The sequence below is a fragment of the Paenarthrobacter sp. PAE-2 genome, assembly GCF_026013155.1.
GTDB classification, from domain to species: Bacteria; Actinomycetota; Actinomycetes; order Actinomycetales; family Micrococcaceae; genus Arthrobacter; species Arthrobacter ureafaciens.
Genome location: NZ_JAPDNV010000004.1, coordinates 42471 through 55543 on the forward strand (window position 1 = coordinate 42471; position 13073 = coordinate 55543).

The 13073-nt window shown below is 62.4% G+C and carries 10 protein-coding genes and 2 tRNA genes; 6 read left to right on the plus strand and 6 right to left on the minus strand.

The annotated features are described in order from the left end of the window. The first annotated feature begins 1 nt into the window (after position 1). Positions 2 to 74 (plus strand) — tRNA-Asn (locus tag OCL88_RS03310). A gap of 49 nt (positions 75 to 123) precedes the next feature. Here OCL88_RS03310 and OCL88_RS03315 read toward each other — a convergent pair. The 5 genes from OCL88_RS03315 to OCL88_RS03335 all read right to left on the minus strand — a co-directional run bounded on the left by OCL88_RS03315 (position 124) and on the right by OCL88_RS03335 (position 5955). Further along, positions 124 to 531 (minus strand): hypothetical protein, encoded by a 408-nt coding sequence (locus tag OCL88_RS03315; RefSeq protein WP_264961613.1) that lies wholly within the window; start codon positions 529 to 531, stop codon positions 124 to 126. 69 nt (positions 532 to 600) lie between these two features. Next, positions 601 to 1884 (minus strand): alpha/beta hydrolase, encoded by a 1284-nt coding sequence (locus OCL88_RS03320; RefSeq protein ID WP_264961614.1) that lies wholly within the window; start codon positions 1882 to 1884, stop codon positions 601 to 603. Continuing rightward, on the minus strand, positions 1881 to 4409 hold the full coding sequence (locus OCL88_RS03325) for a DUF2156 domain-containing protein (protein ID WP_264961615.1): 2529 nt from the start codon (positions 4407 to 4409) through the stop codon (positions 1881 to 1883). The genes OCL88_RS03320 and OCL88_RS03325 overlap by 4 nt, the downstream gene beginning before the upstream one ends. Positions 4410 to 4492: 83 nt before the next feature. Then, on the minus strand, positions 4493 to 4672 hold the full coding sequence (locus OCL88_RS03330) for a glycine zipper domain-containing protein (RefSeq protein WP_021472565.1): 180 nt from the start codon (positions 4670 to 4672) through the stop codon (positions 4493 to 4495). A 53-nt stretch (positions 4673 to 4725) separates the two neighbouring features. Then, a complete protein-coding gene (locus OCL88_RS03335) occupies positions 4726 to 5955 on the minus strand; it encodes a multidrug effflux MFS transporter (RefSeq protein ID WP_264961710.1) in 1230 nt (409 codons plus the stop codon). 172 nt (positions 5956 to 6127) lie between these two features. Between OCL88_RS03335 and OCL88_RS03340 the strand changes: the two genes are divergently transcribed. The 5 genes from OCL88_RS03340 to OCL88_RS03360 all read left to right on the plus strand — a co-directional run bounded on the left by OCL88_RS03340 (position 6128) and on the right by OCL88_RS03360 (position 10016). Then, positions 6128 to 6976: a phage holin family protein gene (locus tag OCL88_RS03340; protein ID WP_264961616.1), complete on the plus strand. Its 849-nt coding sequence runs from the start codon at positions 6128 to 6130 to the stop codon at positions 6974 to 6976. Between the two features lie 47 nt (positions 6977 to 7023). Beyond that, the gene (locus OCL88_RS03345; protein WP_166183904.1) at positions 7024 to 7650 is read left to right on the plus strand and encodes a CDP-alcohol phosphatidyltransferase family protein; all 627 of its coding nucleotides are present in this window, start codon (positions 7024 to 7026) and stop codon (positions 7648 to 7650) included. Then, entirely contained in the window at positions 7650 to 8552 is a 903-nt protein-coding gene (locus OCL88_RS03350) for a DMT family transporter (RefSeq protein WP_264961617.1), read from the plus strand. The genes OCL88_RS03345 and OCL88_RS03350 overlap by 1 nt, the downstream gene beginning before the upstream one ends. 110 nt (positions 8553 to 8662) lie before the next feature. After that, positions 8663 to 9859, plus strand: coding sequence for a glycosyltransferase (locus tag OCL88_RS03355; RefSeq protein WP_264961618.1), 1197 nt, complete (start codon positions 8663 to 8665; stop codon positions 9857 to 9859). A gap of 83 nt (positions 9860 to 9942) precedes the next feature. Next, positions 9943 to 10016, plus strand: a tRNA-Ile gene (locus tag OCL88_RS03360). Positions 10017 to 10074: 58 nt separating this feature from the next. Here the strand turns inward: OCL88_RS03360 and OCL88_RS03365 are convergent. Beyond that, positions 10075 to 12900, minus strand: a complete 2826-nt coding sequence (locus tag OCL88_RS03365) for an AAA domain-containing protein (protein WP_264961619.1) — start codon at positions 12898 to 12900, stop codon at positions 10075 to 10077. Positions 12901 to 13073 lie beyond the last annotated feature (173 nt).

Sequence of the window (13073 nt, forward strand, 5' to 3'; positions counted from 1 at the left end):
TTCCTCCGTAGCTCAATTGGCAGAGCATTCGACTGTTAATCGAAGGGTTACTGGTTCAAGTCCAGTCGGAGGAGCGCATAGAACCCCGCACCGGATTTTCCTGGTGCGGGGTTCTTTTTTTGGCTATACGAAGTCCATCTCCACTTGGAGGAAGCGTGCCGCCTCCGCAACGGCCGCCTCAAAAGCTTCCTGCTCGGTGGGCGGTGTCCGCGGTTCCCGTGGATGCCATTCGTGGGGCGCCGAGTAGACTCGGGTGAAGCCACCTCCGGGCGGGGCGTAGAAAATCCCGAAGCGCTGCACAGGCCACTCGGGGGACGTTTCGGGGGCCACCAGAAGGGCGGCATCCGCATCCGGGTTGTACCACTGGGCTATGGGGCGGCGACGATCGTCCGTGAAAAGCCCTGCGGCATAGAGTGCCGCGGATTGGGGACTCGTAACCGAGCACAGCCTGTCCCACCACAGCGGCAGGATGCGTTCATCCCTGCGCTGCCACGGTGCCGGAAGCGGCTGCAGTTCTTGCCAGTGAGGCACACATCAACTTTATCGTCCGGGACGGACGCGCAACAGGGGCCGGATTGCTGGCACGAGCGCCTGTGCGGCTCAGGGCGCCAGCCCCAGCCGCGGATAGAGCACCTCGAATCCCTTGGTCAATCCTGCGTTCAGCGCGATGCCCACGTGGCCCCCGTTAGGTATCTCGTAGTATGTCACCGCCATGCCGGACTCCCGGGCCGCCGCGGAAACGGCCTTGGCGGCAGCTACGTAAGTGACGTCGTCGGACCCGACCGTGAAGATGGCGGTGGTGTCCGGGAACTGCCGGCCTTTCATGATGTTGATGGGCTTCTGGGCATCGTACGCTGCCTGGTCGCCGTGGAAGATCTCTGCGAGGTTCCCGGACGGATCTTCGGCGCCGGGGAATTCTTCGCCGGAGATGTCAACCACGTTGCCCCACATCTGCGGGTACTTTACCGCGAAGGAAATGGCGCACTGTCCACCGTTGGAGTACCCGGCAATGGTCCAGTATTTGCGGTCCGGGAGGATGTTCAGGTTTTCCTTGGCCCACGCGACGACGTCCACGTTGATGTACTTCTCGACGTTCCCGTATTTGGCCGTGTCCAGGCAAAGCGTGTCGTCCTGGTCCGGTCCGATCTGGTCCGCAACGATCGCGATAGGCGCCAAGCCCTTGTTCTTTGCCGCGAAATCGTCCAGGGCGGCCGATACGTATTGGGGATCCGGCAGCCCCGGCTGTCCCATCATCAGCACATAAAGCGGAAGCCGTGGCGGGTTCTCCGTCAGCGCGGCAGGTGGCAGATAAATGCCCGCCGGGCGCGCATTGAAGCCCGAGGCCGTGGCCGGGATGACCTGGGTGCCCGCCCTGCCCGCCGTGGGCATGTCCGCCGGGGGCTCCCAGTTCTGCCACAGCGGTCCGGCTGGTATGGCGGAGTCCGGATTGGGCTTCTCCAGCTGTATCTGGCCCTCGGTTGAGATCCCAAAGGCCGATCCCAAGGTGTTGTTCAAGCCGAACTCGGTGTTGATGCCCAGTGCCGGAACCACGAGGAAAACAGGGATGGAGAAGGCCGCCAGTACCTTCCGTCGGACTGAGCTGCTCCTGAAGCTCACCGTCGCCAGTCCGAGGGCAGCGAACGCGGCGATGGACCAGAACCACACCCATGGGGTCAGGCCCACGTGGAAGACATCCATGACGTCCTCCACGAGCCACACTGTCAGCCAGCCCAGCAGGCCGGCCACCAGGATCGCCAGGAGTGCGGTCTTCAGCCACCGCCACGACGGCCGAAGGAGCAGCAGGAGAAAGAAGCCGACGCCGGTCGCAATGGCTATGGACATCACCACGGGACCGGTGATGTCCGTCCTCAGGATGGCATTCACTGCGCCGGTTCCCGGGCCACCATGTGGCGCAGCAGTCCGGCGCTCCGGGCAGGGGACAATCCCGGCAGGTAGGCCGAGCCCACCGCCAGGCCGATCGACGGAAGGGACAGGGGATCCTGGTAGTACATGTACAGGGTCCGGTGTTCGGGCTGGAAACGGGATTTGAAGGCCGCGAGCGACTTGAAGCCATACATTGGTTCCAAGGCGTTCCCCAGAAGGGCAAGCACCCGGTCCAAGGCGCTGTGGTCGCCTTCGCCCGGGTCGGTACCGTCGCCGCTGCCTGTGTTGTTCCGGCTGTCGGTGTTGGCGAGCGGGGAGCCGGACAACGAAATCTGCGGTACGTCCTCCTTGAAGTGGTTTACCGCCGAGGCAATGAGGAATTCCATCACTCCCTTGAAACCGGTTGTGCGCCGCCGCATGAAGTCCAGTGTCCAGCCGGTTACTGCGCCATCAGTGAAAACAGGCAGCCAACTGGTGACACCGTGGACCAGGCCGTCATCGTCCACAGCCACGCAGCAGAGGACCTCGGGGTCCTTGAGCTCGTCGAGGCCGCCCAGCGTGAAGCCCATCTCCGGCAGGGCTTTATCCGCCACCCACTCCTCGGAGATCTCCGCCAACTGTGCCCGGATGCCCGGCGGCATCATCCGGTAATGGTGCCACTGGTCTGTGATGGAAAGCTTGTCCGCGCGGTTGAGGGCCGTGCGGACGTTCTGCCATTCCTTGCCCTTGAACGTCATCGTCTGGATGTTCAGGAGGGTCTCCTCGGCGACCTCGAGATTGCGGAAGCCGCGGGGGAGCAGCGGGCCATCCAGCTCATCCGTTGCCGAATAGAAACAGGGAGTGAGGCCCAGGGCCGAGCAGTGGGCCAGGAAGCCCGTGGCGGCGTCCGCATGGTGTTCCGCGGCACCGAAGGGCCCGGCCACCGTGAGGGCAACGCCGTTGTGGACCTGGTAGGCGACGCCTGCCTTGCGATCCGGCGTGAACCAGTATTGGTTGTTCTCCCACAGCGCCATCCAGGACAACGACCCGCCGCCGTCGTGGATCAGCTCGCGGGCATGGCCAAGGTCGGCTGCAGGGTCGGTCGCGACGGCCCGGAACTTTTGGTAGTTGCCCAGCACCAGGAACAGGATGCACAGCCAGATGACGTCCCCGCCAAGGCCGTAGAGGACGGTGCTGAGTAGACCTTGGGGAAGTTCGGTGACGAACGGGACCGGGAATGGTACGAGGATGTGCGTCAGCTGCCCTGCAAGGTCCCACCCCGTGGAGCGTCCCGCATTTCCCTCGAGGAACCAAAAAAGCGCATAGAGGGCTACCGCCGCACCAGCCATGATCAACGTGGTCCGGCCGAGCGCGCGATAGCTGGCGTCACTGGATTCAACCCTGAACTTATGCCGGTTGGCCAGGAGGAGGAAAACGATGATCAGAGGGGCCACAATGGCGGGGATGGCGTACAGCAGCAAGTAGCCGACGTCGTCGTTGCCGAGCGTCACGTCGGGGTCGGTGACGTACTGGAGCACGGCGAAGGTAGTGACAGCCGCCAGGTACAACTGGATGGTGAGGGTCAGCCGGTAGGCAAGGCGGCGTCCCCTGCGCAGGCCCTCGGCGCACACCAACAGCAGCAGGACCGGTATCAGGCTGAGGATGGTGGCACCAAAGCTTTGGACACCCACCACGCCTTGCAGGGTGACGCAGCTTTGGTCGTCGTCGCAGGCCTCGCGGACCTCATCCGCCGTCGGACTGGCCTGCAGCATCACCTGCGACACCACCGACAGGGGACCGACGTCCAGGGTGCCGGTGAGCTGCGTCAGCAGCGGTCCCACAGCGAACACGCCCACCACGGTGCCCACCAGGAAACGGGTCTCGCGAATGGTCGACGAGCGAAGGGAACCAGCCTGGCGCCGGAGGATCCACGATTGGGCGGCCCAGCCCGCCAGGATGCCGATGACTGCGCCGCTGAGGACTTGCAGGGTCTGGGCCACGCCCACGAAGAGCGCAAACATGAGCGTCGCCGCCACCAGCCACGTCCGCAGCCGCCGGCGCCACAGGGACTCAAGCGCCGCCGTCGAGCATCCCAGGGCGGCAGCGGCACCGCCGTAAGCACCCACCACATACTCGCCGCCCAGGAAGCTGAGCCATTGATCGCTGTTGTCCGTGCCATATTCCACCAGTGCCACCAGCACCAACGCGCTCAGGGCTGAACCCGCCACAAAGGCCGCCAAGGCAAGCCAAGGGCCCATGGTCCGCTCGGCGATGCCCACCCCGATGAGGATCATCACGGTGCAGGCGAGATAGTCCAGGAGGGAGGAGGCAAAGAACCCTGACGTAAAGACCGCCCACCAAGGTCCCGGCTCCACGGCCAAGCCGATTCCCACCTGTTCAAGAAGCGGTTCAGGAGGGCCGGCGAGCAGGCTACCGGTGGTTGCACCCACAATCCAGAGGACTGCGATGAGTCCCAGCGTCAACGGCAACTTGCGCAAGGCAGCCAAGCGTCGCCAGTTGCCCTTTTGTTCCACAGCCGTACTCATGTGATGTCCCCTCCACAGGCAGGCGCGGGTAACCCCGGCTGGCCACTATTCTGCCTTGCGGGCCCTTGGAAGGGGAGACGTTCCTACTCCCTGTTCCAGGGACCGGGATTCACGCGGTACAGCAGGGCCGAGCCAATGACGGCGCCCAGGATGGCGCCAAACAACGCGCTGCCGGCGAGTCGGCCCAGCAAGGCTCCGACGACGGCGCCAAGCAAGGCTCCGAGGAACAGGCCACGGCCGTTGCGGTGCGGTTTTTTCGCCATGGGTTCCAGCCTAGCCATGGGTTCCAGCCTATGCGCACCACGGGTGAATCGCGTCAGTGGATGGACGGGACCGAGCGGGGACGGACCACCAGCCACAGCGCACAAATGGCTCCGGAGATGCACACGACCTGGACAGCGCCCATGGGCACTGCAGAACTGACGCCGAGCCAACCGACCACAGGGGGAACGACACCTGCCATAAGGAACTGGGCTGCGCCCAACATGGAGGCCGCTGTGCCGGCCTGGGCTCCGTGATTGGCCAGGGACAAGACCTGGACGCACGGGAACATGAAGCCGGTGGCGCAGATGTAGAACCACAGCGGGACCAGGATGCCCCACAGTCCTAACTGCATCAGGTCCAGGACGATGATCAGTGCGGCCATCACCAGCATGAAGAGCGTGGCTCCGGCAACAATCCACTGCGGTGCCACCCGCTTGATGAGCCGGGAACTGATCTGCACGCCTGCCACGATGCCCAGCGAATTGACGCCGAACAACAGGCCGTACTCCTGGGCGGAGAAGTCGTAAATGTCCTGGAAGAGGAACGTCGAGGCGGACAAGTATGCGAACAAGCCGCCGAAGTTCAGGCTTCCCACCATCAGCATGCCCACGAAGATACGGTCCGTCAGCACCTTCTTGTAGCGCTGGCGGACAGTGACGTCGGACTTTCCGCGCTGCGCGGCAGGAAGGGTTTCCTTGATGAAGAAGATGGCCGCCAGGATCACCAGCGTGCCGTAGCAGGCAAGGAAGTAGAAGATGCCGGGCCACGGGAGCACCAGCAGCAATTGGGACCCGATGATCGGGGCAAGGATGGGAGCCAAACCGTTCACGAGCGACATGCGCGAGAACATCCGGACCATGGCGTAGCCGTGGAAGAGGTCACGGACCATCGCCATTGCCACCACGCCGCCGCCGGCCGCGCCGATGCCCATCAGCACGCGGAACAGGGAGAGGACGCCGATGTCCGTGGAAAGGGCGGCGCCCAAAGAGGAACCGATGTGAAGCGCCGTCGCAAGAATCAGCGGCAACCTGCGCCCGAATTTGTCGCTGAAGGGCCCCACCACCAGCTGTCCCAGGCCGAACCCGACCGTGGTGCCGGTCAGTGTCAGCTGGATAGCGGCCGCGGAGACGTCGAAGCTCTCCTCAAGGGCGGGAAAGGCCGGCAAGTAGAGGTCTACCGTGAAGGGGCCCAAAGCCGTCAGTGCACCGAGGAGCAGGATATAGACAAGCTTTTCGCGTCGGCTCAGGGAATCGCCCGGAGTGAGGTGATGGGTCACGATTATCCATCCTATGGTGAAACATCATATTTATGGGCCCATGGCGGGCGCGCCGCAGGCTCGCTGGCTGAAGTTCAGCACGAACCTGAATGATAGTTTTGAGGACAAGTGCCTGCGGCGTGCTGTTTGGCCGCTTTCACCCATCACGAAGCCCAGAGGAAGCAGTTAGGCGGAACCCATGAGCGGACGTCACACCAGTCGGACCGGCAAAGGCCCAGCCATCCGTAGTTTGCCGAAGACCCTCAAGCTCGTTGCCCGCTTGGCACCCAGGCAACTGAATGACGAACTGGCGCTGGCCAAGGTCGAACTAAAACGCAAAGCCGCACAGGTAGGTGTGGCGGGTGCGTTCTTCGGCGTTGCCCTCGTCTTCCTGATGCTCCTGGTCATTGCACTGGTGGTGGCAGCCATCCTCGGCCTAGCCACCATCATGCCCGGATGGCTCGCAGCCCTGGTCGTTGCTGCGGTGTTCCTGCTGATTGTTGCCCTGGGTGCCTTGATAGGCACCGCCAAGTTCAGGGCAGCCATGCCGCTGGTTCCGGAGGATACTATCCGCGGAATCAAGCATGACCTGGGCATTGCCAAGGAAGGCTCGGCCTTCGACGAGTCCATCCTTGATCCCAATTCCCCCGCAGCCAAGGCGGCCAAGGCCCAAAAGGAAGCTGAAGCGCAAAAAGCGAAGGCTGAGAAAGCGGCCAAGGAGGCCGCCAAGGACGCCGATGCCGTCAAGGCACCCACCGAAGCTGAGCTGCGGCGCCGGCTGGACAAGCGCCGCGAGCACCTTACCGGTGTCCGCGACGAACTTGGCGAGGAGCTTGACGTCAAGAAGCAGGGTCAGGCACTGCTGGAGACTGCCAACCAGAAACTGCAGGAAGGCCGTGAGTTTGCGGCCGCCAAGTTCGCCGCTGCCGGCCAATCGGTTCCCGAGGACTTCACCGGACGCCTTGCCGCCCGCTGGAAGGACCTCGTGGCGTTTGCTGCCGCTGCCGCCGTCTTCGTGGTTGCGCTGCGGAAGCTGCTCAAGAAGTAAAAGCTTGCTGCAGTAACGCACACACTGAAGTAGAGGAGGGGGACATCATGAGGCTGATCGGTGCAGGGTCACGCCCCGACCGTCCCCAAGTGGACCACGACCTCATCGTCACCGTCCCGAACATCCTGACGGTCCTGCGTTTCATGGGTGTCCCGCTCTTCGTCTGGCTTGTCCTGTCCCAGCGGGAGTATGGCTTTGCCGTGCTGGTCCTGGTGGTCATGGGCAGCACCGACTGGGTGGACGGCTACATCGCCCGGCGTTTCGACCAGACCTCCAAGCTTGGCCGGATACTGGATCCGATGGCGGACCGGGCAGCGCTCATAGCGGTGGCCGTCACCCTGGCGATTGCCGGCGTCGTGCAGTGGTGGTACCTGGCCGCGCTGGTGGTTCCTGACATCATCCTGGCCACCGCCTCCCTGATCTACTTCCGCAGCCACCCGGACCTCCCCGTGAGCGTCGTCGGCAAGATCCGTACGGCGCTGTTGCTGCTGGGCACTCCGTTGTTGGTGCTGTCCAAACTCCAGATTCCCTTCACTGACGTGTACTTCGTGGCGGCGTGGACGTTCCTTGGCCTTGGCCTGGTGGGGCACTGGATCGCCGCCTACAACTATTTCTGGGCCATCCTGCGGAAAGGCAAGGACCTGCAAAGCGACGACGACGGCGGACACGGCTGATGGTCTGGCTTGCGGTCTTCCTGGCGGTGCTTGGCGCATTTTTCCTCGCCATCGGTGCCCAGCGGCAGGGCAGTGCGGTCAAAGCCGATACCGGCGGCCTCGCCCTCAGCTCCAACGGGTTCCTGCGCCTGCTCCGTAACCCGCGGTGGATGTTCGGGCTCCTGCTGCTGGCGCTGGGCATGGCAGCGAACGCGGTGGCCCTCGTCTCGGCGCCCTTGACCGTGGTGCAGCCCATCGGGGCGATTGCGCTGGTGATTACCACTGTGGTGAACGCAAAGGACCAAGGCCTCAGCATCAACCGCGCCACGGTAGTGGCCATCACCGCGTGCGTCACGGGATCGGCATTGTTCGTGCTACTGGCGGTGACGGTAACGCAGGAAAACCACCATGTGAGCGCCGAGGACGAGCTGACCATTGTCTTGCTGCTGGCCCTGGCCGTCGGTTTGTTCGGGACACTGGCCGTGCTTTTCAAGCACAGGATGAGCGCCTTCATCTACATTATTGGGGCAGGTGTCCTGTTCGGTTTTGTCGCCGTTCTCACCCGGATCATCGGCAAGCACCTGCTGGATCCCAACGGGCTGTTCCTGCTCAATGTCCAGTGGTACACGCTGATCGCCATCGTCGCGGCGGGCGGACTCGGTTCCTGGTTTGTGCAGAGCGCCTACTCGAGCGGACCGCCGGACCTGGTCATTGCAGGATTGACCGTCATCGACCCCATGGTGGGCATTGCCATCGGCATCATCATCCTGGGTGAGCTTCGTCCCGATGTCCACACCGTCATGGCAATCGCCATGGCTGCGGCGGCCGTCCTTGCTATCGTGGGGGTAATCGCCCTGAGCCGCCATCACCCGGAAGTTACCAAGCGCAAGAAAGAAGCCAAGGGACCTCACCGGAAGGCCTAGGGGGTAAGCAGTACCTTGTGCCACCGCTTCGGCGGTCCGGCAAAACCGGCGACACCGCAGCATAGCCACCTTCCATGCTGTCCGCACCGTGACCATCAGGAGTTCTCCACGTGACCATTCCCGACACCAATAAACCCCTTACCATCCTGATTGCGGCGGACACATACCCTCCGCACGTCAACGGAGCAGCCCAGTTCGGGTACCGCCTGGCCAAGGGAATGACGGCGCGTGGACACAATGTGCACGTCCTGGCGTGCCGGCAGGACAAGGGCAAGAGCTTCACGGAGTTCCGGGATGAAGCCACGGTGCACCGGATGCGCTCGCACAGCGTTCCCACGCACGAATACTTCCGCATCTGCTTCCCGTGGGAGATCAAGAAGGAAATCAGCCTTCTTTTCGACAAGGTCCAGCCTGACGTCGTCCACATCCAGAGCCACTACATGATCGGCGAGCATGTCCTCTATGAGGCTGTAAAGCGCGGTGTGCGGATCGTGGCCACCAACCACTTCATGCCCGAAAACCTGAACCCGTTCCTGCCCTTCCCCCAGTGGTTCAAGGACATCGTCGGACGGATCTCGTGGAAGGACATGGGCAAGGTGATGGGCAAGGCGGACGTCGTCACCACGCCCACGCCCCTCGCGGCAAAGGCGATGCACCAGCACGCCTTCCTTCGCAAGGTCCTGCCGTTGTCCAACGGCATCGATTCGGCTGCCTACGAGCTGCAGCCCGGAGAGACCGTTGAGCGGGCTGCGCATCCCACTGTGCTTTTCGTCGGCCGCCTCGCCGAAGAGAAGCACGTGGACATCCTCATCGACGCCGTCTCCAAGACGCCGCGCGAACTGAACGTGCACCTCGAGGTCGTGGGAGGCGGCGAAGTCCGCCCGGCGTTGGAAGCTCAGGTGGCAAAGCTGGGTTTGAAGGATCGCGTGAAGTTCCTCGGGTTGGCCAGCGATGAAGAACTGCGGAAGGCGTACATCAAGGCCGACATTTTCTGCATGCCCGGAACCGCCGAACTCCAGTCCCTGGTAACGCTCGAAGCCATGTCGGCGTCCACGCCCGTGCTGCTGGCTAACGCCATGGCGCTGCCGCACTTGGTCCGCGACGGGGAAAACGGCTACCTGTTCACACCTAATGACAGCAACGAACTCGCTGCGAAGATCACCGAGCTGGTGAAGCTTCCCGAGGACCAGTTGCGTGCCATGGGCAAGGTCAGTCGCGAGATGGTGGAACCGCACAGCATCAACAGCACCCTTCAGACTTTCGAGGACCTTTACCGGGGCGCGAGCTATGACGACATGGTGGTGTGACCGGAGCACTGCCTTCCAGCTATTAGTATTGCTAGAGTGCTTTGCCCTCCATACGTCTTTCATGGCGGATTGAAGGGCTTCACGGGGCTATAGCTCAGCTGGTTAGAGCGCGGGACTCATAATCCTAAGGTCCTCGGTTCAAGTCCGAGTAGCCCTACATCACGGGAGCCGTGGTTGACGTCAACCACGGCTCCTTCTGCGTTGTGCCGGATGATTCACGGGAACGGCAGCGGCCCCTTCCAGCAATCCAAGGCTTGAGACAACGACCTTCGGATCCGGGCCTCCTCACTGCTGCCCGTAGTAGCCAGGCGGAGGAGAGGAAGCCCGTGCGCCGCACAGATGGCATTCTTATGGGCGTCACGCACCCGCTGGGCGGCATTGTTCTCGTGGAACTCGAAGCCATCGACCTCTACTGCCAGGACTGCCTGCCGCGTGATGCGGTTGTAAATCACGAAGTCGAAAGTAGCTCCGTTGTTGATGTAGTTGATGTGCTCCGGTGTGAGCGCCGTGGTGGCCCGCAGCAAACTCTTCAAGAGGACCTGGGGCGCCAACGCAAGGTCGCTGAACGGGGCTTCTGTGAGTATTTCGCTCAACACCGTGTGAATGATGTTCTCCGAAGCAAACGCTGAATCCTTCTTGAGCCTGTCCGCGAGGGGTTGCAGCACCGCCGAGTACTCCCTGTAGAGCAAATCGAATACCGACACGACCGTGCTCTCGACCACTCCTTCACCCGGATTGCTGTAGCGGATGAACAGGACGAGGTCCCGGAGGTGGCGGCTTTGGGGCACCAGGTCGTAATTAGTGACCAACACGAACCGCTTCGTGGCACGCGAGACAGCCACGTTGACGAGGTTGGGATCATCGACGAACTGTATTCCGCGGTGACCCTCTGCGGTTTCATCGACGACTGTGCTCATGATGACCACTTCCTTCTCCCGGCCTTGGAACTTGTGGACCGTGTCCGCCTGGATGTTATTGATCAAGGCATCGTCCGTCTGGAGGCACTCGAGGAGGGCGTCCGTTATCTTGTCCACCTGCCGGCGGTAGGGACTTATGACGCCGATGTTCTCCCGGCGCACGTCCTGGCAGAAGTCGCGGAGTACCTCCTGCGCGATGACCTCCGCTTCGCGTTGATTCGTGCGGCCTCCCGAGCTATGGGCCCGCATGTGATTGCCGGCCGTGGTCCGTACGACTACCAGGGCTGGGTGGTGTCGTGGACCCGCTGGAGGGACCGGTATCAATTGACCGTCGTAAAACTTCCTGTTGCAGAAGTCGATGATGGCGGGGTCGCAGCGATAGTGTTCCCGGAGCATGGTGCGGGGGAGTGACTGCCCGTACGCCGCGATGACGGCGGAGAGGATGCTGTGCCGTTTGTAATCGAAGTGGGGGACCGGAGGGGTTTTGGCGGCCCTGATTGGGGTGGCTATGTGCTGAAGTTGCTTCAGATCGCCGACGATCACTACGTTCCTGGCACATGACAACGCCAGGCCGGCAACGAGCAGATCCACCTGCGAGGCCTCGTCGATAATCAGATAGTCCAGCAACTGCCCCCTCGGGACGTTCCGGCGGAGGGAGTGGCACGTGCTGAGCAGTACCGGGTAGTCAGCCGCAAATTGTGCGAACTGTTTGTTATAAGTTTCATTGGCGTAGATCCGCCGTGGCATCGCCGTGTACCGCCGGCGGAGCAGGCCCTCCAAGCGCCGCTTGGAAGAGCTGCAATATTCCGCCTGAACGCGCGCATACTCCGAAGAAGCCAACAGCCCGGAAGCCTTCTCCACCTGTTTCTCAAGCTCGGCGACTTTGAGGTCGTAGAACGCCCTGTGGAGGCTGAGGACTGTGTTGCTGTCGCCCGGGTCCAATCGGCTGAGTCGTCCATACCGAAGTCGACGTTGGAAACGGCGCATGAACTTTCGCAGCCTGCCAGGGGCTGGCGGTGCAGAGACCGTTTCAGCCAGGAACCGCAGTACCTGGCCGGAGGTTTGCAGACGCGAAAGGCCCTCCAACTCCGGCAAGTCTGCCCGGTCCACGCTGAGCAGGAAGTGATCCCGTTCAAGCTGGAAAGCATCCAGCTCCTGTTGCCACAGGGCCAGCTGCCGGGATGTCTCCTGCAGCGTCCGCAATTGCCGGGCGGAACTTTCCAGATCTTCATCGGAGATCTCTTCAGGTATGGGACCACGGAGCCAGCCGTCCAGGTCGGAGTTCCGTTCGCCTTGGCGGAGGAAGAACTCATCCCTTTTGTCCTGGCGGCCGAGGTCGGCCACGATATGTCCCAGACCATGATCAATGAGTTTGTCGCGGACGTTCTCCACCGCTGCGTTGTTCAAGGAGGCAACTCCGACGGTCTTCCCTTGAACGCTGACCAGGTTGGCTATCAGGTTCACAATCGTTTGTGTCTTGCCTGTCCCCGGAGGGCCGTCAATCACGGAGATCCGGTTTCCGAGCGCCATGTCCAAGGCGTCGCGCTGGCTGGTATTGGATGAGAAAGGCTCCAGTACTGGCGCGCCGGGATCTATGGACGTTGGGGGTCTGCGCTCAAGTAAGAGCCGCAAGGCGCTGTCAGCAGGGATGTCCTTGAAATTCGAGTATTCACGGCGAACGAAATCGTTCAGCGCCAGGTTGCCGGCGAGGTCCCGCCAATAGTCCAGTACTGCTTCTGCTGCCTGAACCTCTTCCGACTTTCTGGTCACCCTCAATTGGGCCTCAGGGCATGTCGTGTACCCGTCGCCTGACTCGCTGCTGTGGAAGACCCGAACCCAGGACTCGCGCCCGCCCGGAAAGCGGAGGATCTCCGTGACGCCCTGAATGGTCTCGCCCCGAATCTGAACCGCGTCCGCGCGATGGATAACGATGACCTCCGGATTGCCAAGGACGACGACATTCGTCGCTGCATAGCGGTAACTCCTGCCGCCGTTCCGTGAACCCAAAGTCACGTTGATGACGTTTCCGGCTTCGTGGTACGCCAGCACCTGGGCTGTCTTGTCGTCAAACCCGCCCCGCTCCTTGTTGCGGATGAGCACAACTTCCTGACGTGGATCGATCATGGCTGCCCCAATCATTCTTGCCCTTAAGCCCCGAGGCTACTGGCAGGAATCCCACTCCGGAGGGAAGACATTGCCCGAAGCGGGGGAGTGGGGTATGTTACTGACCAGTAACATACCCGTCGGTAACTTGCCGAGCCCCGTCTTGGTCGCTGTGGACCAATCCAGGAGGAGAG

Excerpts from the sequence above, each read along its gene's own strand:
- OCL88_RS03325 (WP_264961615.1), bottom strand. The coding sequence starts at position 4,409 with ATGAGTACGGCTGTGGAACAAAAGGGCAACTGGCGACGCTTGGCTGCC.
- OCL88_RS03330 (WP_021472565.1), bottom strand. The coding sequence starts at position 4,672 with ATGGCGAAAAAACCGCACCGCAACGGCCGTGGCCTGTTCCTCGGAGCC.
- OCL88_RS03340 (WP_264961616.1), top strand. The coding sequence starts at position 6,128 with ATGAGCGGACGTCACACCAGTCGGACCGGCAAAGGCCCAGCCATCCGT.
- OCL88_RS03345 (WP_166183904.1), top strand. The coding sequence starts at position 7,024 with ATGAGGCTGATCGGTGCAGGGTCACGCCCCGACCGTCCCCAAGTGGAC.
- OCL88_RS03350 (WP_264961617.1), top strand. The coding sequence starts at position 7,650 with ATGGTCTGGCTTGCGGTCTTCCTGGCGGTGCTTGGCGCATTTTTCCTC.
- OCL88_RS03365 (WP_264961619.1), bottom strand. The coding sequence starts at position 12,900 with ATGATCGATCCACGTCAGGAAGTTGTGCTCATCCGCAACAAGGAGCGG.